24 protein-coding genes are annotated in these 23979 nt (G+C 65.4%); 8 read left to right on the forward strand and 16 right to left on the reverse strand.

The window, feature by feature from the left end:
• Nucleotides 1-267 precede the first annotated feature (267 nt).
• The 7 genes from FQK05_RS17310 to FQK05_RS17335 all read right to left on the reverse strand — a co-directional run bounded on the left by FQK05_RS17310 (nt 268) and on the right by FQK05_RS17335 (nt 5517).
• Nucleotides 268-1080: an SDR family oxidoreductase gene (locus FQK05_RS17310; RefSeq protein WP_267902372.1), complete on the reverse strand. Its 813-nt coding sequence runs from the start codon at nt 1078-1080 to the stop codon at nt 268-270.
• 38 nt (nt 1081-1118) lie between these two features.
• A complete protein-coding gene (locus FQK05_RS17315) occupies nt 1119-2072 on the reverse strand; it encodes a calcium/sodium antiporter (protein ID WP_158969125.1) in 954 nt (317 codons plus the stop codon).
• Nucleotides 2069-2281, reverse strand: coding sequence for a hypothetical protein (locus FQK05_RS26175; RefSeq protein WP_233270553.1), 213 nt, complete (start codon nt 2279-2281; stop codon nt 2069-2071). Before FQK05_RS26175 ends, FQK05_RS17315 begins: the two co-directional genes overlap by 4 nt.
• Nucleotide 2282: 1 nt before the next feature.
• A complete protein-coding gene (locus FQK05_RS17320; RefSeq protein ID WP_158969127.1) occupies nt 2283-3080 on the reverse strand; it encodes a S49 family peptidase in 798 nt (265 codons plus the stop codon).
• A 114-nt stretch (nt 3081-3194) separates the two neighbouring features.
• Nucleotides 3195-3956: an ABC transporter permease gene (locus tag FQK05_RS17325; RefSeq protein WP_158969129.1), complete on the reverse strand. Its 762-nt coding sequence runs from the start codon at nt 3954-3956 to the stop codon at nt 3195-3197.
• Nucleotides 3953-4894, reverse strand: a complete 942-nt coding sequence (locus FQK05_RS17330) for an ABC transporter ATP-binding protein (RefSeq protein WP_158969131.1) — start codon at nt 4892-4894, stop codon at nt 3953-3955. Before FQK05_RS17330 ends, FQK05_RS17325 begins: the two co-directional genes overlap by 4 nt.
• Nucleotides 4895-4998: 104 nt before the next feature.
• Nucleotides 4999-5517, reverse strand: a complete 519-nt coding sequence (locus FQK05_RS17335) for a CoxG family protein (protein WP_158969133.1) — start codon at nt 5515-5517, stop codon at nt 4999-5001.
• A gap of 195 nt (nt 5518-5712) precedes the next feature.
• Here FQK05_RS17335 and FQK05_RS17340 point away from each other — a divergent pair, with 195 nt between their 5' ends.
• The 8 genes from FQK05_RS17340 to FQK05_RS17375 all read left to right on the forward strand — a co-directional run bounded on the left by FQK05_RS17340 (nt 5713) and on the right by FQK05_RS17375 (nt 14847).
• The gene (locus tag FQK05_RS17340) at nt 5713-6714 is read left to right on the forward strand and encodes a DMT family transporter (RefSeq protein ID WP_158969135.1); all 1002 of its coding nucleotides are present in this window, start codon (nt 5713-5715) and stop codon (nt 6712-6714) included.
• 432 nt (nt 6715-7146) lie between these two features.
• Nucleotides 7147-8034, forward strand: a complete 888-nt coding sequence (gene ttcA, locus FQK05_RS17345) for a tRNA 2-thiocytidine(32) synthetase TtcA (RefSeq protein WP_158969137.1) — start codon at nt 7147-7149, stop codon at nt 8032-8034.
• Between the two features lie 60 nt (nt 8035-8094).
• Nucleotides 8095-9789, forward strand: coding sequence for a putative bifunctional diguanylate cyclase/phosphodiesterase (locus tag FQK05_RS17350; RefSeq protein ID WP_158969139.1), 1695 nt, complete (start codon nt 8095-8097; stop codon nt 9787-9789).
• 313 nt (nt 9790-10102) lie between these two features.
• Nucleotides 10103-11956: a membrane protein insertase YidC gene (yidC, locus tag FQK05_RS17355; protein WP_158969141.1), complete on the forward strand. Its 1854-nt coding sequence runs from the start codon at nt 10103-10105 to the stop codon at nt 11954-11956.
• A complete protein-coding gene (gene yihA / locus FQK05_RS17360; protein WP_158969143.1) occupies nt 11953-12606 on the forward strand; it encodes a ribosome biogenesis GTP-binding protein YihA/YsxC in 654 nt (217 codons plus the stop codon). Before yidC ends, yihA begins: the two co-directional genes overlap by 4 nt.
• 69 nt (nt 12607-12675) lie before the next feature.
• The gene (gene argB, locus FQK05_RS17365) at nt 12676-13524 is read left to right on the forward strand and encodes an acetylglutamate kinase (protein WP_158969145.1); all 849 of its coding nucleotides are present in this window, start codon (nt 12676-12678) and stop codon (nt 13522-13524) included.
• A 160-nt stretch (nt 13525-13684) separates the two neighbouring features.
• Complete coding sequence (locus tag FQK05_RS17370; RefSeq protein WP_158969147.1) at nt 13685-14353, forward strand: ferredoxin; 669 nt, start codon at nt 13685-13687, stop codon at nt 14351-14353.
• Entirely contained in the window at nt 14350-14847 is a 498-nt protein-coding gene (locus tag FQK05_RS17375) for a SixA phosphatase family protein (RefSeq protein ID WP_158969149.1), read from the forward strand. The genes FQK05_RS17370 and FQK05_RS17375 overlap by 4 nt, the downstream gene beginning before the upstream one ends.
• A gap of 98 nt (nt 14848-14945) precedes the next feature.
• On the opposite strand, the gene FQK05_RS17380 is transcribed toward FQK05_RS17375, so the two are convergent.
• From FQK05_RS17380 to FQK05_RS17420, 9 genes are all read right to left on the reverse strand, one after another.
• Nucleotides 14946-15713 (reverse strand): amino acid ABC transporter ATP-binding protein, encoded by a 768-nt coding sequence (locus FQK05_RS17380; protein WP_158969151.1) that lies wholly within the window; start codon nt 15711-15713, stop codon nt 14946-14948.
• Between the two features lie 10 nt (nt 15714-15723).
• Nucleotides 15724-17022: an amino acid ABC transporter permease gene (locus tag FQK05_RS17385; RefSeq protein WP_158969152.1), complete on the reverse strand. Its 1299-nt coding sequence runs from the start codon at nt 17020-17022 to the stop codon at nt 15724-15726.
• A gap of 3 nt (nt 17023-17025) precedes the next feature.
• Nucleotides 17026-18258: an amino acid ABC transporter permease gene (locus FQK05_RS17390; protein WP_158969154.1), complete on the reverse strand. Its 1233-nt coding sequence runs from the start codon at nt 18256-18258 to the stop codon at nt 17026-17028.
• A gap of 156 nt (nt 18259-18414) precedes the next feature.
• A complete protein-coding gene (locus FQK05_RS17395) occupies nt 18415-19431 on the reverse strand; it encodes an amino acid ABC transporter substrate-binding protein (RefSeq protein WP_158969156.1) in 1017 nt (338 codons plus the stop codon).
• A 212-nt stretch (nt 19432-19643) separates the two neighbouring features.
• Nucleotides 19644-20357, reverse strand: a complete 714-nt coding sequence (locus FQK05_RS17400; protein WP_158969158.1) for an ATP12 family chaperone protein — start codon at nt 20355-20357, stop codon at nt 19644-19646.
• Nucleotides 20354-21034, reverse strand: a complete 681-nt coding sequence (locus FQK05_RS17405; RefSeq protein WP_158969160.1) for an HAD-IA family hydrolase — start codon at nt 21032-21034, stop codon at nt 20354-20356. Before FQK05_RS17405 ends, FQK05_RS17400 begins: the two co-directional genes overlap by 4 nt.
• Entirely contained in the window at nt 21031-22083 is a 1053-nt protein-coding gene (locus FQK05_RS17410; RefSeq protein WP_158969162.1) for an RluA family pseudouridine synthase, read from the reverse strand. The genes FQK05_RS17405 and FQK05_RS17410 overlap by 4 nt, the downstream gene beginning before the upstream one ends.
• The gene (gene crcB, locus FQK05_RS17415) at nt 22080-22460 is read right to left on the reverse strand and encodes a fluoride efflux transporter CrcB (RefSeq protein ID WP_158969164.1); all 381 of its coding nucleotides are present in this window, start codon (nt 22458-22460) and stop codon (nt 22080-22082) included. Before crcB ends, FQK05_RS17410 begins: the two co-directional genes overlap by 4 nt.
• A gap of 173 nt (nt 22461-22633) precedes the next feature.
• On the reverse strand, nt 22634-23977 hold the full coding sequence (locus FQK05_RS17420) for a replication-associated recombination protein A (protein ID WP_158969166.1): 1344 nt from the start codon (nt 23975-23977) through the stop codon (nt 22634-22636).
• Nucleotides 23978-23979: the final 2 nt, after the last annotated feature.

Here is a 23979-nt window from a genome sequence, read left to right on the forward strand (position 1 = left end):
GTTCAGCTGCAACCGGTGCCAGAGGAATTCAAGCCGGAATGAATCCACGGAATCTGTGGATAACCTTGCGGACAAGTTTTGGGCAGACCGGATTTTCGCTGACTTTTCGTGGCCTTCATTGATTTGAGTAATTTTTGAGCGATTTTCCAAGACATTGATATCAAAGGAAAGATTTTCAGGTCCATGGCAAGGCGATGAAATCAAAGCGATTTTTGTAACGGCTGGGTAACAAAGATGTACGCGGTGAACAACTTTCCCGCCCATCCGTCATTCCAGCCCCGCGATGTCCGGTGTCTGCCAGGCCAGGTGCTGCCCGCCATCGGTGCACAGCAGCTGCCCGGTGACGGACGGCGCATCCAGGAAATAGCCCAGCGCGGCGGTCACGTCGGCGGGGCTGGCGCCGCGCTTCAGGATCGTGGCGGCGCGCTGGCGCGCAAAGTGGTCCTCGCTCTGCCGTGCGCCTTTCAGGGTCGGGCCGGGCCCGATCGCATTGACGCGGATCGCGGGCGCCAGTGCCTGCGCTGCGGTCTGGGTCAGCGCCCACAGGCCCATCTTGGCGACGGTATAGCTCATGAAGAAGGGGGTCAGCTTGCGCACCCGCTGGTCGATCATGTTGACCACAAGGCCGCTGGCCAGGGGTTCGCCGTTTTCGTCGACCAGGGGCCGAAGGCCCTGCCCCGCCATTGCCTGGATCAGGACGAAGGGCGCGCGCAGGTTGCTTTCGATATGCCGGTCCCAACTGGCGCGGGTCGCGGTGCGGAAATCGTCATGTTCGAAGATCGAGGCATTGTTGATCAGGCATGTGATCGGCCCGCCCAGCGCCGCCGCGGCGGCGGGCAGCAGGGCATTCGTCTGGGCCTCGGCCAGCAGGTCGGCCTGCAGGGCCACGGCCTGCCGGCCCATGGCGCGGATCTCCTCGGCCGCGCTTTCGGCGCCGTCGGCCGAACTGGCATAGTGCAGCGCCACATCGAAGCCGCGGGCGCCAAGGAACAGCGCCATGGCGCGGCCAAGGCGCTTGCCGGCGCCGGTCACCAGTGCGCGGGGCGGATAGGGGTCTGTCAGGGGGGCCGTCTGGGTCACCCGGTCCTCCGGTCGTCTGTGGGGGTCTTGCACGGTCCTCAGATCAGGACCGACACCACGTAGACCCCATAGAGCGCGGTCAGCACAATCCCCCAGATGCGGGTGATGTTGCAGCGCAGGAAGACGAAGGGGATCAGGATCAGCGAGGCGGCAAGCATGACCCACAGGTCGAATTGCAGGAACTCGTCGGCGACATCGATGGGTTCGACGAAGGATGCCAGGCCGATGATGGCCAGAAGGTTGAACATGTTCGACCCGATGACATTGCCCAGCGCCACGTCGGCCTGCCGACGGATGGCGGCCATCACGGTCGTCGCCAGTTCCGGCAGCGAGGTGCCGACAGCCACCAGCGTCAGACCGATCACGGCATCGCTGACGCCATAGGTCTGGGCGATGACGGTGGCGTTTTCCACCAGCAGGCTGGCCCCGGAGGGCAGCCCGATCAGGCCCAGCGCCAGGAACAGGAAGACCCGCCAGTACGGCATGTCGGGATCGGCTTCTTCCAGCGCCTCGTCAATTTCGGGCGTGGCTTCGCCCGCACGCTTGTGGGCCATGGTCAGGCGGTAGGCATCGCCCAGAATAAGGGCAAGACCGGCCAGCAGGACGATGCCCGACACCCAGATGAACTGACCCCGCCAGGCCAGCGCCATGAACAGGACCGTCGCCAGCATCATCGCGATGTAGTTCCGGCGCGAGTCGCATTCAGATGTGTGCAGCGGCCGCAACAGTGCCGGAATGCCCAACACCAGTAGCACGTTGGCGATGTTCGACCCCACCACGTTGCCGATGGCGATACCGTCGGCATCGTCCCAGACCGCCTGAACCGAAATCAGAAGCTCGGGCGCCGAGGTGCCGAAGGCCACGATGGTCAGGCTGACGATCATGGCAGGCACGCCCAGCCTCAGGCTGAGGTTGACGGCGCCGCGCACAAGCAGATCGCCGGCCAGGAGCAGGATTGCCAACCCCACGGCCGAAAAGATCCATGGCATCATGTGCGCTTACTCCTGTTCTTCCCGGCTTTACCGCAGTCGCAGGGTGTCTTGCCAATCCGGTATCGCCCGCAGGAAGGGCATTTCAGGGCCGTTTCGACCCGCGATCCCGGCCGGGTCCTTCCCCCTGTCGCGCCTGGCAGGCGCAGCTTGCCGAACATGGCCAGCACGCCCATGGCGATCAGGAAGAGTGTGACGGCCTTCAGGATCACGTCAGAGGCCGAAACGCGCGAAGGACGCGCGCTCCTCGATCCCGGCGATGGCGTCCTGCGCCAGCGAGGTGCCGAAGCGCGACCAGATCGGTCTGCGCATGTCATAGCGGCGGATCTTCACCTTCGCCCCGTAACGGGCACGCAGCGTGGCGCGGATATGGCCGATCCCGTCGATCAGGCCCAGTTCCACGGCGCGACGGCCTAGCCACACGTCTCCGGTAAACAGATCCTTGCCGGACACCAGCTTGGCGCCCCGGCGGTCGGTGACATGCGCCTTGAAATTCGCGTGGATCTCTTCCAGCAGGTCCTGCAGGCGGGCCACGTCTTCCTCGTTCTCGGGGACGAAGGGATCCAGAAAGCTCTTGCTTTCGCCGGCGGTGTGGACGCGCCTTTCGATCCCCTGCCGGGCCAAAAAGACATGCGCCCCGAACCCCGAGGAGATGACGCCGATCGATCCCAGCATCGAATTCTCGTCGGCCAGGATCTCGTCCGCGGCAACGGCCAGCCAGTACCCGCCCGAGGCCGCGACGTCTTCGACGAAGGCGATGACGGGAACGCCGGTTTCTTCGGATAATGCACGGATGCGCGACGCGATCAGCGCCGACTGAACGGGCGACCCGCCGGGAGAGTTGATCTCCAGCGCGACGGCCTTGGGCTTGCCGCGCTTGAATGCCTTTTCCAGAACCGGGGCGATGCCGCGGTCGGTGATCGATCCCCGGCCCATGGAGCCGATTGCCCCTGCCAGACGGACGACGGCGACGACCGGCGGGCGGTCAAGAAATGGTATACGAAACCCCATGCAGCCTCATGTAGATAGCGCCTCCGCCCGGCACAAGGTGCGATCCGCGGTCAAAACGCGCAGGTCCCGCTTTCGCCTGCATCGCATGTTTTCCGGCCCGTAGGTCCGGCGCCATCAATCGCGGATGCGCCAGCCGGTGCGAAAGATCCAGGCCACGACCCACAGGCAAACGCCGGTGAAAAGGGCAATGGCGCAAAGGCTTAGCCCGACCGGCACATCGGCTGTGCCGAAGAAGGCCCAGCGAAAGCCCGACACGAGGTAGACCACCGGATTGAACAGCGTCACCGTCTGCCAGAACGGCGGCAGCATGGAAATGGAATAGAAAGAGCCCCCCAGAAAGATCAGGGGTGTGATCACCATCATCGGCACGATCTGCAGCTGTTCGAAGTTCTTGGCCCATATGCCGACGATGAAGCCCAGCAGCGAAAAGCTGATGCAGGTCAGCAGAAGGAAGGCGATCATGGCCAGGGGATGCTGGATCGAGATATCGACGAACAGGGCCGAGGTCGCCAGGATCACCAGCCCGATCAGCAGCGACTTGGTTGCCGCTGCCCCGACATAGCCCAGCACGATCTCGACATAATTCACCGGAGCCGACAGGATCTCGAACACGGTGCCCACGAATTTCGGGAAGTGGATGCCGAAGGACCCGTTCATCACCGACTGGACGATGACCGACAGCATGATCAGGCCCGGCACGATGAAGGCGCCATAGCTGACACCTTCGACCTGTTCGATCCGCGACCCGATCGCCGCGCCGAAGACCACGAAATACAGCGAGGTCGAAATCACCGGCGACAGGAAACTTTGCTTCCAGGTCCGGAAAAAGCGCGTCATCTCGAACTTGTAGATGGCGGCAACCGCGGTCCGGTTCATGACGCTTCTCCCGCGCTGTGTTCTTCGACAAGACCCACGAAGATGTCCTCCAGGCTGGATTCCCGCGTCTGGACGTCGCGCAGGACCAGCCCGGCTTCGGCCACGTCCTGCAACAGCCGGGTGATCCCGGTCCGTTCGGCCTTGGTGTCATAGCTGTAGACCAGCCTTGTGCCGTCCGCCGACAGTTCCAGGCCCGGACGGGCCAGGCTTTCGGGCAGGGCATCGACGGGATCGGTCAGGATGACGTCCAGCTGCTTCTTGCCCATCTGGACCATCAGCGCATCCTTGTCCTCGACCAGCAGGATGCGCCCGCCGTTGATCACGCCCACACGGTCGGCGATGGCCTCGGCTTCCTCGATATAGTGAGTCGTCAGGATGATCGTCACGCCATCGGCGCGCAGACCGTCGACCACGTCCCACATGTCCTTGCGCAGCGCCACGTCGACGCCGGCGGTGGGTTCGTCCAGGAACAGCACGCGGGGTTCGTGGCTCAGCGCCTTGGCGATCAGCACCCGGCGCTTCATGCCGCCGGACAGTTCCTTGATCTGGCTGTCCTTCTTGTCCCACAGCGACAGCTTCTTCAGCACCTCGCCGACAAAGGCGTCGTTGCGCGGCTTGCCGAACAGCCCGCGGGAAAAGGACACGGTGCGGTACACCGTCTCGAACGGTTCCAGCGCGATGTCCTGCGGCACAAGGCCGATCAGGCTGCGGGTCTTGCGATAGTCGCGGGCGATGTCGAAGCCGCCGACCGTGACCGTGCCGGAGGTCGGCACCGTCAGGCCGCAAATTGTGGAAATCAGGGTGGTCTTGCCGGCGCCGTTGGGCCCCAGCAGAGCCAGGATCTCGCCCTGCTCGATCTCGAGCGTCACACCCTTCAGCGCCTCGAAGCCGCCGTCATAAGTCTTGCGCAGATCGCGCACAGAAAGGATCGGTGCCATGCCCTGCCAGTCCGTTCATGAAAAAATGTCCCGCCGCCCCTGAACGGGCGCCGGGTGCGGTCTGGTTCTGCCAGGCCCCTTAGGAGGCCTTTCAGGTCAGGCGGTCAGCTCTTGCCCTTCAGGCGGGCCAGGAACCCGGTCTTGGCCGGTGCGGCCTCTTCCGCCGGGGCATCGCCTTCGGCCGGGCCTTCCAGTTCCGCCTGCAGCGTCTCGAAAAAGCTGTCGGCCATCTTCTTGGCAAAACCGTCGATCAGGCGGCTGCCCAGCTGGGCCAGCTTGCCGCCGACCTTGGCCTCGACCTCGTAGGACAGAAGCGTGCCCTCGGCGGTCGGTGCCAGCGTCACGACGGCGCCGCCCTTGGCGAAACCTGCCGCGCCGCCCTTGCCCTCGCCCGAGATCGTCAGCTTCTCGTTCGGGACCACGTCAGAAATCGTGACCTGTCCCTTGAAGGTCGCCTTCACGGGGCCGACCTTCTGGACCACGGTCGCCTCGAACCCATCCTCGGGCGAGCCCGAGATCTCCTGGGTGCCCGGCACGCAGGCCTTCAGGACCTCGGGATCGAGAAGGGCTGCAAAGACGGTTGCCGGATCGGCCTTGATCTCGCGCTGGTCGCTCATCTGCATTGGCCGGTCTCCTGCATATCGAATGGATGTGTCGTGCCCCTTGGCACGCAAGCGCCTGTCTACCGCAGCCGGGGCCACGGGCCAAGTACCATCCGCCGCCCCGGCTGTGAGAACGCGGAGGGGCCATTGTGCAGGACCCCGGAATTGACTAGCGCAGGAAGAACGGGCCAGGGTCCGGGCCAGAAGGTAATCCGCATGACGTCCCCCGCAAATTCCAGTCTGGGCCTGCCCCCGTCCGGCACGCTGGCGGGCGTGGGCTTCCTGCTGGTGGGCATCGTGGCCATCTCGGTCCAGGACATGCTGATCAAGTTGTTGTCGGGGGGCTATCCGCTGCACCAGATCGTGATGGCGCGGTCGGGGATCGGGATCTTCTTCAGCCTTCTGCTGGTCCAGTACGAAGGCGGCTGGTCTATCCTGCGGACCCGTCGGCCGGGCCTCCACGCGATCCGCTGCCTGGCGGTGGTGCTGGCCAACATGACCTATTTCGTGGCCCTGTCGGTGATCCCGCTGGCGGATGCCACCGCGCTGTTCTTCGCAGCCCCCCTGTTCATCACCGTCCTGTCGATCCCGATCCTGGGCGAAAAGGTCGGGCCCTGGCGCATGGGGGCCGTCCTGGTCGGCCTGATCGGCGTCATACTGATGCAGCGCCCCTGGGCCGAGGGCGAGGCGCTGGGGGCCAACCGCCTGGTCCTGCTGCTGCCGGTGATCGCCGCGCTGGGGTACGCGCTGTCCCAGATCATGACCCGACGGCTGGGGGTGGAAAGCAAGGCCTCGGCCATGACGATCTACATGCAGGCGACCTTCATCCTTGTATCGTTGGCCTTCTGGCTGGTGGCCGGCGACGGGCGGTTCGTCGACGGCAGCACGGATCCCAGCCTGCGCTTCCTGCTGCGCGCCTGGGTCTGGCCACGGCCCGGCGACTGGGTGATCCTGGGCAGCCTGGGGCTGATGACGACGTTGATCGGCTATTGCCTGAACCAGGCCTATCGCCTGTCGGATGCCGCCGTGGTGGCGCCCTTCGAATATTCCGCCCTGCCGCTGGCCGTGTTCTGGGGCTGGTGGATGTTCGGCGACCTGCCGCTGCCGCCGGTCTGGCTGGGCATGGGTCTGATTGTGAGCGCGGGCCTTGTCGTATTCGTCCGCGAACGCATCCTGGCCCGCCGCCTGGCCCGCGGCCCGATCAAGTCGCGATACTAAGCGTCGGTTCTGGTCCGTTTCCGGCGAACATCCTTCCCCCGGCGCCAGAAGGTCCAGCGCGCCACCGGGGCCCAGCCACACCTCTGTCACCCGGGCCACGATCCACAGAAGGGCGCCGCGCCGCCGACCCGAGAGATGTTCGAACGCCGCCGCGGCCTGCGATACGCGCGCGGCCCGCTTCGCGGCAACCGGCGCAGCAGGACGATGGCCCCAAGCCTCTGGCGGACGGGCGCGCCCTGCCGGGGCGGCCCCCGTGTTCGGGCCGCCGGCGGTCCTGCCCCCGGCCCGCGGCCGATCATGTTTTCCAACTGCGCTCTCCCGCATCTGCGGCCGGGCAAGACCAGGTCAAAGGAATGGACGATCCGTAAACGCCCTGCCCCTTTCCGCAGACCGCGTCTTGCGCTAAGGCGGGGCATTCCCGGGAAAAGACACATGTTCGACGACGACGACGCAGACGCCGATATCCATCCGCTGTTCCACGGCGCCCCCAAGACGACATCGTTCCGCAAGCTGCGGAAACGGCTGGTCCGCTATGTGCGCGAAGCGGTGGACCAGTACGGCATGGTCGAACGCGGCGCCCGCTGGCTGGTCTGCATGTCCGGTGGCAAGGACAGTTACACCCTGCTTGCGATCCTGCACGAACTGCAGTGGCGCGGGCTGCTGCCGGTCGACATTCTGGCCTGCAATCTGGACCAGGGCCAGCCGGGCTTTCCCGCCACGGTGCTGCCGGCCTTCCTGGAAAAGATGGGCGTGCCGCACCGGATCGAATACCGCGACACCTATTCCATCGTCACCGACAAGGTGCCCGAGGGCCGGACCTATTGCGCGCTTTGCTCGCGCCTGCGCCGCGGACATCTGTACCGCATCGCGCGCGAGGAGGGCTGCTCCGCCATCGTGCTTGGCCACCACCGCGACGATATCCTTGAGACGTTCTTCATGAACCTCTTTCATGGCGGCCGGCTGGCAACGATGCCGCCGAAGCTGGTGAACGAGGAAGGCGACCTGTTCCTCTATCGCCCGCTGGCCCACGTGGCCGAGGCGGATTGCGAGGCCTTCGCGAAGGCCATGAACTATCCGATCATTCCCTGCGACCTTTGCGGGTCGCAGGACGGGCTGCAGCGGCAGCAGGTGAAACAGATTCTCGACGGCTGGGAACAGCGCAGCCCCGGGCGGCGTCAGGTGATGTTCCGGGCGCTGATGAACGCGCGTCCGTCGCATTTGCTCGACCCAAAGCTGTTTGATTTCGCGGGCTTGCAACTTACACCACATGAGCAGCCCGAATTTCGCCCCAATTTGGACAAAGTTCCCCGCCTGCGTTAACGGACCGCTCAGGTCCGCGCATTACCGTCAGTGCCTGAAACGGTAATGCGAGGCTGCGCCATGCGAATGCCCTGTACCGGCCGGCGCGATGCAGGCTGGTTCCTTCCCGGATTGCCCCGGCGGGCAGGCGTACGGCTGGTTGCCGTGGTCACCTGGTTCATCGGTCCGGCCGGCCTGGCCTTCCTGCCGGCGCTGGTGCTGGGCGCATTCTGGCTGGGGGGCGAGGCGGCGCTGGTCATCGTGGCCCTGGGGCTGCCGCTGGTCATCGCCCTTGCCGGCGGATTCCACCCCGCCGACCCGCAGCGCACGACCGCCCGCGACGGCGCCAGCGGCCTGATGCTGCGCGACGGATTCGAGGATTCGATTGCCGACATCTACCTGGAAACAGCGGCGCCCGAACTGCGGTCGGCCTGCTTCGTGCTGGAAATATCCGACTGGGCCAAGCTGACAGGCAGGCTGGGGACCAGCGCGGTGGACGAACTGGTGCTGCGGGTCGGCGAACGAATCCTGGCTGCGCTGCGGCAGGGCGACGTGGTCGCGCGGATCGGGGAAAACCGGTTCGGCATCTGCCTGGCCGCGGGGCGAACCGCCGACCTGGAACTGTGCGTCCAGATCGCCGGCCGCCTGCAGGCCACGGTAGAGGACGGATACTCCGTCGAAGGCATGGCCATGCATCCGTCCTGCGCCATCGGTTTCTGCCTGCGCAGCCGCGTGCCGGGGCCGGACGGTCCGCTTCTGGCCGTGACGGAACGCGCCAGACCGGGCGAGGCAGCGCCGCGGGCCCACGCGACGCGCATGCCGCTGCGCCCCGGCCGGGGCCGCGACGTGCCCGGCGCCGTGAACTGGCTGGGCGCGGCCGAAGCCGCCCTGGACGAGGCGCGCGTGGCCGGCCCCTCTGCCATCCGCGCCTATACCACCGACCTGCACCGCCGGACACGCGCGCGCACCTCGCTGCGCGCCGACGCCGAAAACGCGCTGGAGAACGGCCAGATCCTGGCCTGGTTCCAGCCCCAGATTTCCACCGATACCGGCCGGATTTCCGGGTTCGAGGCGCTGGCGCGCTGGGAACATCCCGAACAGGGCGTGCTGTCGCCGGAACGGTTCATGCCGGCGCTGGCGGCGGCAGGCCGGGTCGAACGGCTGGGCCGGGTCATGCTGTTCCAGTCGCTGAGCGCACTGGCCGGATGGGACAAGGCCGGAGTCGAGGTGCCGGGCGTCGCCGTCAACTTCGCCACGGAAGAGCTGCGCAGCCCCGGCCTGCTGGACCGCGTACGGTGGGAACTGGAACGGTTCGGCATCGCGCCCGAACGGCTGTGCATCGAAATCCTGGAGACCGTCGTCTCGGACCGGCCTCAGGACACTGTGGCCCGCAACATCTCTGGCTTGGCCGCGATGGGCTGCCGGATCGATCTGGACGATTTCGGAACCGGTCATTCCTCGATCGCGGCGATCCGCCGGTTCGACGTATCGCGGATCAAGATCGACCGCTCTTTCGTCACCAGGGCCGACCGCGACCCGGAACAGCAAAAGATGATCGCCGCGATCCTGACCATGGCCGAGCGGCTGGAACTGCGCACACTCGCCGAAGGGGTGGAAACGGTCGGCGAACACGCGCTGCTGTCTCAGCTGGGTTGCGACCACGTGCAGGGCTTCGGCATCGGCCGCCCGATGCCCTTCGCCGAAACGCTGGTCTGGATCGACCGCCACAATGCCAAGATTCAGGACGCCCCGATCATCGGCCGCAGCGTCGGCTGACCGGGTTCGCGCATCGCGTGGCGTTCGCCCGCGGACGAGCGAAGGTGACGGCGCTTGCGACCGATCCTGGTCCGCAGCCCGGAACCGGCCGCGCGCCCAGTGCGGAGCCCGCCGGACGTCCCGCCCGGGCACTATGACCCCACCACCCTTGATTTCCCCCTGAAATCCGGCCGGAACGGCCAATTACCTGACCCGGCTTCGCCGGACCTCACGGTCACGTTCCGCCGCCGGACCGGGAAACCGCTTGACCTTGCCAGCCTTCCCCTGTTGAACGCGGGCTGACTTTCCCTGCCCGATAGGTGTGGTGTTCCGCATGGACGATCAGAACAAGAACCTCATTCTGGCCACGGCTTTGAGTTTTGCGGTGATCCTGGGGTGGTTCCTGCTGTTCCCGCCACCGGAAGCCCCGCCAGAAGACCCGGCGACCGCCGAACAGGCCGCGCCGCAGGGGTCCGTGCCCGCAGCCGCGACCACGCAAAGCGGCGTTCCCGCCGCCTCGACCCCCGGCGCGGCCGCAGCCGCCCCTGCCCCGGCCGAAGCAGATGCCCCCCGCGTCCCGATCGAAACCGGCCGCCTGAAGGGCTCTCTCTCGCTGGTCGGCGGCCGCATCGACGAGCTGGCACTGAAGGATTACCGCGAGACGATCCAGCCCGACTCACCCATCGTCACCCTGCTGAAGCCCACCGGCACGCCCAACGCGTATTATGCGCTTTATGGCTGGGCCCCGGGTGGCGGTCTGGATTTCGACCAGGTCCCCGGCGCCAATACCGTCTGGACCCTGGAACAGGGCGAGACGCTGACCCCGGATACCCCGGTCACGCTGGCCTGGGACAACGGCAACGGCCTGACCTTCCGGCGCGAAATCTCGATCGACGACAACTACATGTTCACCGTGGCCCAAAGCGTCGAGAACGCGACCGACAGCCCGGTGACGCTGCAGCCCTATGGCATCATCTCGCGCCATGGCGAACCGGCCGACCTGAAGAACTTCTTCGTCCTCTTCGAGGGCGCGATGATCATGAAGGACGGCACGCTCGAGGAATTCAAGTACAAGGCCCTGCGCAAGCTGGACAACGTTCCCCGCGAAGGCGCCCCGGCGGAGGTCACAGAGGCCGAGAAAGACGGCTGGATCGGGTTCACCGACCACTACTGGATGACGATGCTGATCGCACCGGACGGCGCGCCGGTCACCCAGGTCGCCAAGTACTTCGAGAACCGCGACGTCTATGAGACGCAGGCCCGGATGGAAACGCAGACCGTCGCCCCCGGCGAAAGCGCCACCGTCACCTCGCGCCTGTTCTCGGGGGCCAAGGAATGGGCCACGATCCGCGAATACCAGAAGCAGGGCGTGGTCAAGTTCATCGATTCCATCGACTGGGGCTGGTTCTTCTTCCTGACCAAGCCGATCTTCTGGCTGCTGCACGAGATGCATAAGATCATCGGCAACATGGGCTGGTCGATCATCGGCCTGACGCTGATCCTGAAGGCGATCCTGTTCCCGCTGGCGTTCAAGTCCTATGTCTCGATGGCGAAGATGAAGGAACTCCAGCCCGAGATGGAGAAGCTGAAGGAAAAGGCGGGCGACGACCGCCAGAAGCTTCAGCAGGGCATGATGGAGCTGTACAAGACCAACAAGGTCAACCCGGCGGCCGGCTGTCTGCCGATCCTCCTGCAGATCCCGATCTTCTTCTCGCTCTACAAGGTGATCTTCGTCACGCTGGAACTGCGCCAGGCGCCCTGGTTCGGCCCGTTCCAGGACCTGTCGATGCCGGATCCGACCTCGATCATGAACCTGTTCGGGCTTCTGCCCTGGGCAGGACCCGAGCCGGGGACGATGCTGGCCACGGTCATGATCGGCATCCTGCCGCTGTTCCTGGGCGTCTCGATGTTCCTGCAGCAGAAACTGAACCCGGCGCCGGCCGATCCGACGCAGCAGATGATCTTTGCCTGGATGCCGTGGGTGTTCATGTTCATGCTGGGCAACTTTGCCAGCGGCCTCGTGATCTACTGGATCACGAACAACACGATCACCTTCACGCAGCAGTACATCATCATGCGCAGCCAAGGGTACACGCCGGACGTTTTCGGCAACATCAAGTCGGGCTTCAAGCGGACGCCAAAAGACAAGGCCGCAAACAAGTCTGCCGAACCCAAGGGCAAGAAGTGACTTCGCTTCCCTTTCCGCTGGCCGAAGAGCCGGAGGAAGACGCACGCGAGGCGGGCCGGCTTCTGTTTGCCGGCCCCTCCGAATTCCTGAAGGGCGTCGTCGCGATGGACGGCATGCCGCCTGCCGACCGGGTCGAGGTCTGCTTTGCCGGCCGGTCCAATGTCGGCAAGTCCAGCCTGATCAACGCCCTGACCGGGACCAAGGCGCTGGCCCGCGCATCCAACACGCCGGGCCGGACACAGGAAATCAACTTTTTCACGCAAGGCCCCGACCTCTATCTGGTCGACCTGCCCGGCTATGGCTTCGCCAATGCGCCTGTCGCCGTCGTGGAAAAGTGGCAGCGGCTGCTGAAATCTTACCTGTCGGGCCGCCCGTCGCTGCGGCGCGTCTTCGTTCTGATCGACGCGCGCCACGGCGTGAAGAAGGTGGACGAGGAAATCCTGTCGCTGCTGGACAAATCCGCCGTGACCTTCCAGGCGGTGCTGACCAAGTCCGACAAGATGAAGACCAAGGACCTGGAAAAGGTGCTGGAACAGGTCCGTGGCGCCCTGTCCAGGCACCCCGCAGCCTTCCCCGAGATCGTCATGACCTCGTCCGAGAAGGGCGAAGGCATCGCGGTGCTGCGCTCGATCATCGCCAGCATCGATTAACCATCCGCTTGATATGCGTCCGCCTTGGCGATAAGCCCCGGCGGGTCATATTCTACGGGAGGGACCGTCATGAACCGCGAATGGATTGCGACTGCGAACACGCTGGCACGGGCCCTTCCCTACCTGCAACGCTATGATGGCGCGACGGTCGTCATCAAGCTGGGCGGTCATGCCATGGGCAGCGATGCCGCGATGGACGATTTCGCCCGCGACATGGTGCTGATGCAGCAGGTCGGCCTGAACCCGGTCGTCGTCCATGGCGGCGGGCCGATGATCACCGAGATGCTGACCAAGCTGGAGATCAAGTCCGAGTTCGTGAACGGCAAGCGGGTGACCGATGCCGCCACGATGGAAGTGGTCGAAATGGTCCTGTCGGGCCTGGTGAACAAGCGCATCGTGCAGGCGATCAACCGGCAGGGCGGCAAGGCCGTGGGCTTGTCGGGCAAGGACGCGAACCTGATCCTGTGCGAAGCGACCGATCCCAAGCTGGGCTTCGTGGGCACCCCCACCAAGGTCGATCCGTCTGTCCTGCGGGTGCTGGGCCAGGCCGAGATGATTCCGGTGATCGCGCCTCTGGGGGCCGACGTGACCGGCCAGGGCTACAACATCAATGGCGACACCGCTGCCGGTGCCATTGCCGGTGCGCTGAAAGCGGATCGGCTGCTGCTGCTGACCGACGTGTCCGGCGTCAAGAACGCCGAAGGCAATGTCGTGACCAACATGACCGCCGAGCAGATCGAGGCGATGACCGCGGACGGCACCATCGCCGGCGGCATGATCCCCAAGACCGAAACCGCGCTGGAGGCCCTGCGCGCCGGTGTTCGCGCCTCGGTCATCCTGGATGGGCGCGCGCCCCATGCCTGCCTGCTGGAGCTTTTCACCGAGCACGGCGCCGGGACCCTGATCCGGCTGAACTGACGGGTCGCGGTCGAACGATCGCGCCTTCACATCCCCCCTCCCCTGTCCCAGCTGGCCGCGTTCCGTGGCGGGTGCGCTATGCGCCGCCCAGCAGGCGGCGCATAGCGCACCCGCCACGGAATCGTTGTCCCCCCTTCCCCCGTGTCGGTAGAGTGCCGCCATGGGCAATGCCGCACTTTCCAGACCTGTCTTTCAGGATGTCCGGTTTCGCGCCGAAGCGGCCGGGCTGATCGTGATGGGCACGGTTCCGGCAGGCGCCGACATGCCCGGGCCGATCGTCCTGCTGGGCGCCGGGCCCGGGTTCTGGCAGGCGTTCCGGACGTCGCCCGAAGGCGCCGACAACGCCCCCGACCCGGTCGACCGCTGGTCGGTCCGGGTGATCAGCGCCCTGGCCCGTGACCTGAAGGCAGATCCACACTTTCCCTTCGGCGGTCCACCCTACGAGCCCTTCATCGCCTGGGCCAAGGCCTCGGGCCGGGCATGGTCCAGCCCGACGGGGATGCTGGTCCACGATACCGTGGGGCTAATGATCTCGTACCGTGGGGCGCTGGCCTTTGGCGGCCCGCTGTCGGGCGTGCCGCAGGCCTGTGCGGCCTCACCCTGCATCGCCTGCGACAGGCAACCCTGCCTGACAGCCTGCCCGGTGGATGCGCTGGGGGCGGACCATGCCTATGACGTGCCCGCCTGCCACGCCTTCCTGGCCACGCCCGAAGGCACCGATTGCATGACCCGGGGATGCGCGGTCCGCCGCGCCTGCCCCGTCAGCCGCGGCGCCGGGCGCAGTCCCGCACAATCCGCGCATCACATGAAAGCGTTCCACCCGTCATGACCCGTACCCTGATCCTGATGCGCCACGCAAAATCGAGCTGGGACGACCCGAGGCTGGACGACCATGACCGCCCCCTGAACAAGCGCGGCCGCAAAAGCGCCGTGGCCCTGGGTGACTGGCTGGCGCTTGAAGGGATCGCACCGGACCAGGTGCTGTGTTCCACGGCCACGCGCACGCAAGAAACCTACGAAGGTCTGAAGATCCCGCTGCTGCCGCAGTTGCGCGCCGATCTCTACCATGCCGGCCCGGCCGAGATGCTTGAGATCCTGCGCGAGGCTTCGGGCGCGAACGTGCTGATGGTCGGCCACAATCCCGGCATCGCCGCCTTCGCCGAACGTCTGGTGGCCGAGGCCCCGGATCATCCGCGGTTCCACGACTATCCCACCGGTGCCACGCTGATCGTCCGCTTCGACATCGGCCACTGGGCCGACCTGACGCCCGGCACCGGAACGGTGCTGGACTTTGTCGCCCCCCGCGAACTGACCGACATCTGAAAGAAAAAGGCGCGGCACGGCCGTGCCGCATCGCGCCCGAGACCGCCAGGGGCGGGTACGTGGGGCGGCGAGGGCGCGATCCCCCGCCGACGAAAGGTTCAGTGCCCCAGGATCTGGCTGAGGAACAGCTTGGTGCGTTCGTTCTGCGGGTTGTTGAAGAACTCTTCCGGTTCGTTCTGCTCCACGATCTGCCCGGCATCCATGAAGATCACCCGGTTCGCCACCTGACGGGCAAAGCCCATCTCGTGCGTGACGCAAAGCATGGTCATCCCCTCCTCCGCGAGGCTGACCATGGTGTCGAGCACCTCCTTGATCATTTCGGGGTCGAGGGCCGAGGTCGGTTCATCAAACAGCATGATCCGCGGCCGCATGCACAGCGACCGGGCGATTGCCACCCGCTGCTGCTGACCGCCCGAAAGCTGGCCCGGGTACTTGTTGGCCTGTTCCGGGATCTTCACCTTTTCCAGGAAGTGCATCGCCGTGGCTTCGGCTTCCTTCTTGGGGATCTTGCGGACCCAGATCGGCGCCAGCGTGCAGTTTTCCAGGATCGTCAGGTGCGGAAACAGGTTGAAGTGCTGGAACACCATTCCGACTTCGGAACGGATCTTGTCGATGTTCTTGACGTCCGACGACAGGACCGTGCCGTCCACCTCGATCCGGCCCTGCTGGTGTTCCTCCAGCGCGTTGATGCAGCGGATCATGGTGGACTTGCCCGATCCAGACGGCCCGGCGATGACGATGCGTTCGCCCCGGCGGACCTTCAGGTTGATATCACGCAACACGTGGAAGCTGCCGTACCACTTGTTCATGTTGCTGATGTCGATCGCGATTTCGTCCGAGACCATCAATTCCTGTGCTTGTGCCATGTGCCTATCCTTACCTGTGATCCGTGGCGAGACGACGCTCGAGCCACTGCGAGTATTGCGAGATGCCGTAGCAGACGACGAAGAACAGCAGGGACGCGAAGCCCAGCAGTTCCCAGTAGACCCCGTTCCATTCGGTCGAGGCGAGGATGGGCCCTCGGATCATGCCGATCAGGTCGAACATCGAGATGACCGAGACGAGGGTGGTATCCTTGAAAAGACCCACGGCCACGTTCACGATGCCCGGGATCGAGATTTTCAGCGCCTGCGGCAGGATGATCAGCCGCATCGCCTGCGGGTAATCCAGGCCCAGGCTGTCGGCCGCCTCGAACTGGCCCTTGGGCAGGGCTGCCAGACCGCCGCGGATGACCTCGGCGATATAGGCGGACGAGAACATCGTGATCATGATGACCACCCGCAGGAACAGGTCGACGGTGCTGTCCGGCGGGAAGAAATAGGCCAGCATGACCGAAGCCACGAACAGCAGCGTGATCAGCGGCACGCCGCGGACGAACTCGATGAACACCACGCAGATGCCCTTGATCAGCGGCATGTCCGATTGCCGCCCCAGCGCCAGAACGATGCCCAGCGGCACCGACAGCGACACGCAGGTGACGCCCAGCATCATGTTCAGCATGAAGCCGCCAAGGTCACGGCTGGGCACCGGAGTCATCCACGGCGTTTCCGGGCGCACCAGGTCGACGACGAAGCCACCGACGCCCCATACGACGAAGGCCGTGGCAATCCCGCCGAAGAAGCCCGCGGCGAAGTTGCCCTTGCCGTAGCGGTTGAACACGACATAGCCCGCGCCACAGCCCAGAAGCGCCACGATCGGCGTGAGGATCGGACCACCCCAGATCAGGTAGAACGCGATGAACGGAAACAGCGCCGTGACGATCAGCAGCTTGCGCGGCAGATCGAAGAACAGCACCGGCGCGATGGCCACCAGCATGATGGCGAAGGCCAGGACCGGCCGCCAGTACAGGTCACGCGGGTAGGAATAGCCGAACAGAAGCTGGTTCCAGCGTTCGGTCAGGACCGCGAAACAGGCGCCCGTCCGGCCGGCCAGGATCTCGCGGCATTGGGTCAGGCTGTCGGCATTCCAGACCCCGTTGAAGATCCAGGGCAGGATTGCCGACAGGATCAGGTAGATCAACCAGGCCGCGACAAGCGTCAGCAGCGTGTTGGCCCAGCTGGAAAACAGGTTGTCCCGCAACCATTTCATCACGCCGGTCTGCTGTGCAGGCGGCGGGCTTTGCGGGATCACCTCGGTCCGCACGAAGGCGACACTATGGGCATGTGCATCGGACATGGGTCAGCGCTCCTTCAGCTTCACGGAGTTGTTGTAGATGTTCATCACCGCCGAGATCGACAGCGAGATGGTGAGGTAGAACAGCATCAGCAGCAGCACGCATTCGATCGCACGGCCGGTCTGGTTCAGCGTGATGCCGCCCAGCGTCGCCGTGACGTCGGCATAGCCCACCGCAATTGCAAGCGAGCTGTTCTTGGTGATGTTGAGGTACTGCGAGATCAACGGAGGGATGATGACCCGCAGCGCCTGGGGCAGGATGACCAGGTTCATGATCCGGCCCGGCCGCAGACCCAGCGACGCCGCAGCTTCGGTCTGGCCCTTGGAAATGGCCTGGATACCGGCGCGCACGTTTTCGGCGATGAAGGCGCCGGTATAGATCGACAGCGCAAACCACAGCGCGATCAGCGGCCCGCCAACCTTGATGCCGCCGGAGAAGTTGAAGCCCTTCAGCGCCGGGATCTGCCAGTGCAGGCCCATGATCGCCAGAAGGATGCCCGCCGGAACGAACCAGATCGCCAGCGTCCAGTACCAGGTCGTCGGCCGGACGCCGGTGGCTTCCTGCTTGGCCGTGGCCCAGGTGCCCAGCGCCCGTCCGCCGAACCAGGATCCGACCAGGAACAGCACGACCAGGAACCAGTTCAGCGCCGTGGCGGCAAAGAGAGGGCTGGCCAGTTGCGGACCGGGCACATAGACGCCGCGGTTGGTGAAGGCGAACAGGCCCAGCAGCATAGTCGAGTCCGGATCCTCGCCGCGGAAGGCACTGGGCGCCGGCATCACTGCGGTCATGATCGTGAAGATGATGATGATCCAGATCAGGACCGGGATGTTCCGGAAGATCTCGACATAAACGGCCATCAGCTTTCTGATCAGCCAGTTCTTCGAAAGCCGCAGCACCCCGGCCGTGACCCCGAAGATCGTCGCCGTCACGCAGGCCAGACCCGCGACCAGCAGTGTGTTCAGCACCCCCACGATCGCCGCCCGCAGGTTGGTCGACTGGCTGGTGTACGGGATCAGCGTCTGGTTGATGTCATAGCCGGACGGCTTGAACAGGAACTCGTAGCTGATGCTCAGCCCGGCCTGTGTCAGGTTCTGGATCAGATTGCCGGCCAGGTAGGCGATCGCGAAGATCAGCACGACCAGCGCAATCCCCTGGAACGTCAAGGAGCGATACCGCGTATCGCTGAGCAGCATCGAAATGCGGAACTGCTCTTCGGGCGGATCTGTTAGTATTGTCATTTGGCATTCGCCCCCTGTTGAACGGCACAGACGGTGCTCTTGGCGGCAGGGTTGACCCCTGCTCGCCACCCCCTGGCTCGGTGTGGTTCAGCGAAGTATCTTGAGTATTCTAAAATCGAATAGGGCGCAGGAGTTTCCCCCTGCGCCCCGAGCCGTTTAACGGAACGGCGGTGCGTACATCAGACCGCCTTCGGTCCATTGTGCGTTCAGGCCGCGGGCCAGACCGATCGGCGTGTCGACACCGATGTTCTTGGCGAAGATCTCGCCATAGTTGCCCTGGGTCTGGATCGCCTTCAGCGCCCAGTCGGCCGGCAGGCCCATCATCGCGCCCAGGTCACCTTCGGTGCCCAGGATACGGTTGACTTCCGGGTTGTTGGTGCCGGCGGCGAGTTCGGACGCATTGGCCGAGGTGATGCCCAGCTCTTCGGCTGCGACCAGTGCGAACAGGGTCCAGCGCACCACGTCACCCCACTCGCTGTCGCCGTGGCGGACCAGCGGGCCCAGCGGCTCTTTCGAGATGATTTCGGGCATGATCACGTAGGCGGTCGGATCTTCGAAGGTGGCACGGGTTGCGGCCAGACCGGACGCGTCCGTCGTATAGACGTCGCAGGCCCCTGCCAGGAACTGCTGCTGAGCTTCGGCGTTGGTTTCGATCGGAACCGGCTCGTAGCTCATGTTGTTGGCGCGGAAGAAGTCGGCCAGGTTCAGTTCGGTCGTGGTGCCGGTCTGGATGCAGACGGTTGCGCCGTCCAGTTCCTTGGCCGAGGTCACACCCAGTTCCTTCGGAACCATGAAGCCCTGACCGTCATAGTAGTTCACGCCGGTGAAATCGAACTTCAGGTCGATATCGCGCGAGAAGGTCCAGGTGGTGTTCCGGGCGAGCATGTCGATCTCGCCAGAGGCGAGCGCGGTAAAGCGGGTCTTGCCGGTGGTGGGCACGAATTCGACGGCGGTCGGATCGCCAAGGACGGCGGCCGCCACTGCGCGGCAGACTGCAACGTCAAAGCCGTTCCATTCACCGTTCGCGTCGGGAGCGGCAAAGCCCACGAGGCCGGTGGTCACGCCACAGTTGAGCTTGCCGCGCGCCTTGACGTCGTCGAGAGTCGATGCAGCGGCTCCCCCCGCAGCAAATCCGGCAACGGCGAGGGCGCCGAAAAGAATGGATTTCTTCATGTCTACCTCTTCCTGATTGTCCGCCTCAAACACGGGCGGTTATCCGACATTGAAAATGCCGGAGCGAAAGGCCAAACAGGGTGTTCCCCCCCATCTGTACCCGGATTGTGGGGGTATTCATGAAGCGGCGTCAAGGGTTGGATCAGTCCCAACCGCTGCAGCAGAGGGCAGTTAACGAGCGGTAATGCCTGTTTTTTGGCGTATCTGCCGGGCTATTCAGCGCCAGCAAGCTGAAAAAACAGCATGGCATCGAGGAAGCCGTTTCGACGGGCCAGCGCGGCCTCTGCCGCCTCGTCGTCGGCACCCCATTGTTCCTGCTGCCAGGTCTCGTCCACGCGGGAAATGTCCCAGATCTCTTCCGGGGTTTTCCAACCTGCGGTTGCAGCCAGTCCCAGCACGAGGGATCCGGAAAGGGTCACCAGATCGTGAACCCCGGTCAGCTGGAAATGGTCGAATGCGGCCAGCCGTTCTTCCAGCCGCGCCAGAGCCTTCGGGTCCTGCGGCCGGTGCATCAGCCCGGTCCGGGGCTCCAGCCGCGCGCCCAGGGTCTGGGCCGCCCAGTCCAGCGCCGGATCCCAGGCCGCCTTCTGCCGTTCGACCAGCCCTTCCGGGTGGTCGGCGCGATAGCACAAAAGGTCTGCATCGCCATAGGCGGCCAGCATCTCGACCACGCCGTCCTTCTGGGGCGCGACCTTCTCGATCGAGGAATTGGCCCGGCGGGTCATCGGCATCCGGTCTGGCAGAACCAGGGTTTCAACGGCGTTCCATTCGTCCGCGACGGCCTGCGCCATGGCACGGGTCGGAACACGGAGAAGGGATTTGCCCGGCGTCCGCACCGGCCGTCCGTCCAGCGCGACGCCAAAGCCCGCGGCGCCGTCGATAACTTCGGCCGATTTCCAGAATCGTTTCGGGGCCCATTCGCTCATGCCGGGATACCCCACAGGGTTTGCAGGGCCGGGCCCATGTCGTCGGCCGAATGTACGACGTGCCGCGCCATGTGCAGCGCGTCGGGCGCATGATAGCCCCAACTGACGCCCAGCCCTGCCACACCGGCCGCATGAGCCATTTCCATGTCGTAACTGGTATCGCCCACCATCACCGCGTCATGTGCATCGACCCCGGCTTCGACCAGGGCGGTCAGCACCATAGACGGATGCGGTTTCGACGGGTGATCGTCGGCGCATTGCCGGGTCACGAAGTACCGTTCCAGCCCGTGCCCTTCGATCAGCGCGTCCAGCCCCCGGCGCGACTTGCCCGTGGCCACGCCCATCAGGATCTCGTCCCGGACCGCCAGTGCATCCAGCAACTCGCGGATGCCCGGATACAGGGGCGAGGCCGCTTCGGCCGCGCCGGCCTTGCGCTGTGCGTGGAACGCATCCTTGTAGCCGGCGACGACCCGGGCGCGCAGGCCGGCGTCCAGTTCGGGCAACAGGCGCGCAACGGCATGGTCCAGCGACAGGCCCACGATGGACAGGATCGCGGCCCGGTCGGGCACGTCCAGTCCTTCGGCGTTCAGCGCCGCGGTCATCGCGCCCACGATGGCCCCCTGGCTGTCGACCAGCGTGCCGTCGACATCGAAGATCACCAGTTTCAGCGAGGTCATTTCAGGCTCCCCTCGAAGGGATCGTCGGCCGCCAGGTCCTCGGTCCAGCCCAAGGTTTCCCAGGTTTCGGCCATATGCGGCGGCAGCGGCGCCGTCACGGTCACCGCCCGATGCGTCACGGGATGTTCGAAAGTCATCGATCGCGCATGCAGGTGCAGCTTGCGGGAAATGATGCCCCCAAGCTGCGCACCCCATCCGTCGCCCAGGTTTTCCTGCCCCGACCCGCCATATTTCCCGTCGCCGATGATCGGATGCCCGATCTCGGCCATGTGGGCGCGCAACTGGTGGGTCCGGCCGGTGATCGGCTCCATCGCGACCCAGGCCGCACGGCTGGCCACACGGTAGAGCGTGGCATAAAGCGTATGCGCCCGCTTGGCGCCCGGCGTGCTGTCCATCTCGCGCGGGTGGACACAGCGCATCTTCTCGTTCTCGCCAGCCTTGCCGTGGCCCGGCGCCTTCACCAGCCCATAGCGGATCTCGCCCAAATAGGGCGTCGGCACACCGGCGACCAGCGCCCAGTAGATCTTGCGCGTCTCGCGGTGGCGGATCGCGGCGGTCAGGGTCTGCGCCACGGCGCGGGTCCGCGCCAGCAGCAGGACGCCGGACGTGTCCTTGTCCAGCCGGTGGACCAGCCGCGGCTTCTCGTCGAAGCCGAAGCGCAGCGCCTCGGCCATTCCGTCGACATGGCGCGTCTGACCGGATCCGCCTTGCGTCGGCAAACCCGCGGGCTTGTTGATCGCGATGACGTGGTCGTCGCGGTAAAGGACGGTCGACTGGATCAGCTTCGTGTCGGCATCCGAAACCCGTGGTTCAGGTTTCGGCGCCGGCGTCACGGCCTCTTCCACCGGGATCGGCGGGACGCGCACCTGCTGGCCGGCTTCCAGCCTTGTATTGGCCTTCACCCGTCCGCCATCGACCCGCAACTCGCCCTTGCGGCACATCTTCTCGATCCGGCCCTGACTGACATGGGGGAACTGCCGGCGCAGCCAGCGGTCCAGGCGCTGGTCGCCCTCCCCCTCTGCCACAGTGATCGTCTGAACGCCGCTCATGATGCCAATCCTCTTGCCAGTGCCATGCCCAGCGTCAGTGCAAGCACCGACACGCCGACCGACAGCGCGATGTAAAGTCCGGCCAGTCCGAACTGACCCTTGTCCAGCAGGTCGACCGTTTCCAGCGAGAAGGACGAAAACGTCGTGAACCCGCCCAGAAAGCCGGTCAGGATCAACGGGCTGAAATGGGTCAGGCCGCGGCCCGCGAAGGTGACGAACAGCACGCCCATCGCGAAGGAGCCCAGCACATTGGCCGTCAGCACCCCCATGGGAAACGCCGTGCGCCCCAGAAGCTGAAGCACGCCAAGCCCAAGCAGATAGCGGCACATGGCGCCGGTCGCACCGCCGGCGGCAACCTGAAGAAGCGTTGTAAACATGGGCCTCCTGTCGCGCGGCGGCCCGTCGCTGTCAAGCCGGGCTTGGGGGCAGGCCCCCCTCCTCCCGCTCTCTTGTCCCAGGGCGCCAACGGAACGGGCCCGGTGCCCGTCGTCTGCTGCCCAAAATCGTGGGTCGGCCCGGGCGCGATCCGCGCGACCGGCCGAAGCCCCGCCTAGTCTTCGGCCTGCCGTTCCGCCCGAAGCCGGGAAAAATAGTCCAGCCGTTTGCGCAGATCCCGTTCGAACCCGCGTTCGACGGGCTGGTACAGGTCCGCCCGCGCCAGACCTTCCGGGAAATAGTCCTGCCCGGAAAACCCGTCCTCGGCATCGTGGTCATAGGCATAGCCGCGACCGTATCCCTGTTCCCGCATCAGCCGCGTCGGCGCGTTCAGGATATGCTTGGGCGGCGCGACCGATCCGGTCTTTTCCGCCAAGGCCATCGCCGCCTTGTACGCCACGTAGCCGGCGTTCGATTTGGGCGCCAGCGCCAAGTACAGCACCGCCTGCGCCAGCGCCAGTTCCCCTTCGGGAGAGCCCAGCCGTTCGTAGGCTTCCCACGCGCCAAGGCAGATGGTCTGGGCCTGCGGGTCGGCCAGGCCGATATCCTCGACCGCCATCCGGGTCAGCCGCCGCGCCAGAAAGCGGGGATCCTCGCCCCCCTTCAGCATCCGCGCGAACCAGTAGACCGCGGCGTCGGGATCGGATCCACGGACCGATTTGTGAAGAGCCGAGATCAGGTTGTAATGTTCGTCCCCGGTCTTGTCGTATTTCGTGGCCCGACGCGTCAGCCGCGCCGACAACTGCGCCCGGTCCAGAGGCTCGCCGACCTTCCAGCCCGCCACCTGCTCGATCAGGTTCAGCGCCGCGCGTCCGTCGCCATCCGCCATCTCGAACAATGCCGCCCGCGCCCCATCGGTCAGGGGCAGTGTCTTGCCCAACTCCGCCTCGGCCCGGGTGGTCAGGTCTTCCAGATCGGCGTCGGACAGCCGTTCCAGCACCAGAACCTGCGCCCGGCTGAGAAGTGCAGCATTCAGTTCGAAGGACGGGTTCTCGGTCGTGGCACCGACCAGCAGGATCGTTCCGTCCTCCATGTGCGGCAGGAACCCGTCCTGTTGCGCCTTGTTGAAACGGTGGATCTCGTCGACGAAGAGAAGCGTCCCCTTCCCGTTCGTACGGCGCATCTTCGCGGCTTCGAAGACCTTCTTCAGGTCCGCCACCCCGGAAAAGATCGCGCTGATCTGGACGAAGTGCAAGTCGGTTTCCGCCGCCAGCAGCCGCGCGATGGTGGTCTTGCCCACACCCGGCGGCCCCCAGAAGATCAGGCTGGAGAAGTTCCCCGACTCCAGCATCGCGCCCAGCGGCGCCTCCGGCCCCAGAATCTGGCGCTGGCCGATCACCTCTGCCAGAGTCGCCGGCCGCAGCCGATCTGCCAAGGGTCGCGGAGGAGCCTTCGCATCGCCCGCGGCCACGGGACGTTCGGGTTCCGACCCCGGCGCGCTGTCGAACAGATCGGCCATCC

The organism is Chachezhania sediminis (assembly GCF_009765275.1).
GTDB lineage: Bacteria > Pseudomonadota > Alphaproteobacteria > Rhodobacterales > Rhodobacteraceae > Chachezhania > Chachezhania sediminis.

Bases quoted from the DNA above. Each gene is read 5' to 3' on its own strand.
- FQK05_RS17315 (WP_158969125.1), bottom strand. From the start codon at position 2,072: ATGATGCCATGGATCTTTTCGGCCGTGGGGTTGGCAATCCTGCTCCTG.
- FQK05_RS17330 (WP_158969131.1), bottom strand. From the start codon at position 4,894: ATGGCACCGATCCTTTCTGTGCGCGATCTGCGCAAGACTTATGACGGC.
- crcB (WP_158969164.1), bottom strand. From the start codon at position 22,460: ATGTTTACAACGCTTCTTCAGGTTGCCGCCGGCGGTGCGACCGGCGCC.
- FQK05_RS17325 (WP_158969129.1), bottom strand. From the start codon at position 3,956: ATGAACCGGACCGCGGTTGCCGCCATCTACAAGTTCGAGATGACGCGC.
- FQK05_RS17410 (WP_158969162.1), bottom strand. From the start codon at position 22,083: ATGAGCGGCGTTCAGACGATCACTGTGGCAGAGGGGGAGGGCGACCAG.
- FQK05_RS17380 (WP_158969151.1), bottom strand. From the start codon at position 15,713: ATGGCACAAGCACAGGAATTGATGGTCTCGGACGAAATCGCGATCGAC.
- FQK05_RS17350 (WP_158969139.1), top strand. From the start codon at position 8,095: ATGCGAATGCCCTGTACCGGCCGGCGCGATGCAGGCTGGTTCCTTCCC.
- FQK05_RS17370 (WP_158969147.1), top strand. From the start codon at position 13,685: ATGGGCAATGCCGCACTTTCCAGACCTGTCTTTCAGGATGTCCGGTTT.
- ttcA (WP_158969137.1), top strand. From the start codon at position 7,147: ATGTTCGACGACGACGACGCAGACGCCGATATCCATCCGCTGTTCCAC.
- FQK05_RS17390 (WP_158969154.1), bottom strand. From the start codon at position 18,258: ATGACAATACTAACAGATCCGCCCGAAGAGCAGTTCCGCATTTCGATG.
- FQK05_RS17385 (WP_158969152.1), bottom strand. From the start codon at position 17,022: ATGTCCGATGCACATGCCCATAGTGTCGCCTTCGTGCGGACCGAGGTG.
- argB (WP_158969145.1), top strand. From the start codon at position 12,676: ATGAACCGCGAATGGATTGCGACTGCGAACACGCTGGCACGGGCCCTT.
- FQK05_RS17335 (WP_158969133.1), bottom strand. From the start codon at position 5,517: ATGCAGATGAGCGACCAGCGCGAGATCAAGGCCGATCCGGCAACCGTC.
- FQK05_RS17340 (WP_158969135.1), top strand. From the start codon at position 5,713: ATGACGTCCCCCGCAAATTCCAGTCTGGGCCTGCCCCCGTCCGGCACG.
- yidC (WP_158969141.1), top strand. From the start codon at position 10,103: ATGGACGATCAGAACAAGAACCTCATTCTGGCCACGGCTTTGAGTTTT.
- FQK05_RS17375 (WP_158969149.1), top strand. From the start codon at position 14,350: ATGACCCGTACCCTGATCCTGATGCGCCACGCAAAATCGAGCTGGGAC.
- FQK05_RS17420 (WP_158969166.1), bottom strand. From the start codon at position 23,977: ATGGCCGATCTGTTCGACAGCGCGCCGGGGTCGGAACCCGAACGTCCC.
- FQK05_RS17400 (WP_158969158.1), bottom strand. From the start codon at position 20,357: ATGAGCGAATGGGCCCCGAAACGATTCTGGAAATCGGCCGAAGTTATC.
- FQK05_RS17405 (WP_158969160.1), bottom strand. From the start codon at position 21,034: ATGACCTCGCTGAAACTGGTGATCTTCGATGTCGACGGCACGCTGGTC.
- FQK05_RS17395 (WP_158969156.1), bottom strand. From the start codon at position 19,431: ATGAAGAAATCCATTCTTTTCGGCGCCCTCGCCGTTGCCGGATTTGCT.
- FQK05_RS17320 (WP_158969127.1), bottom strand. From the start codon at position 3,080: ATGGGGTTTCGTATACCATTTCTTGACCGCCCGCCGGTCGTCGCCGTC.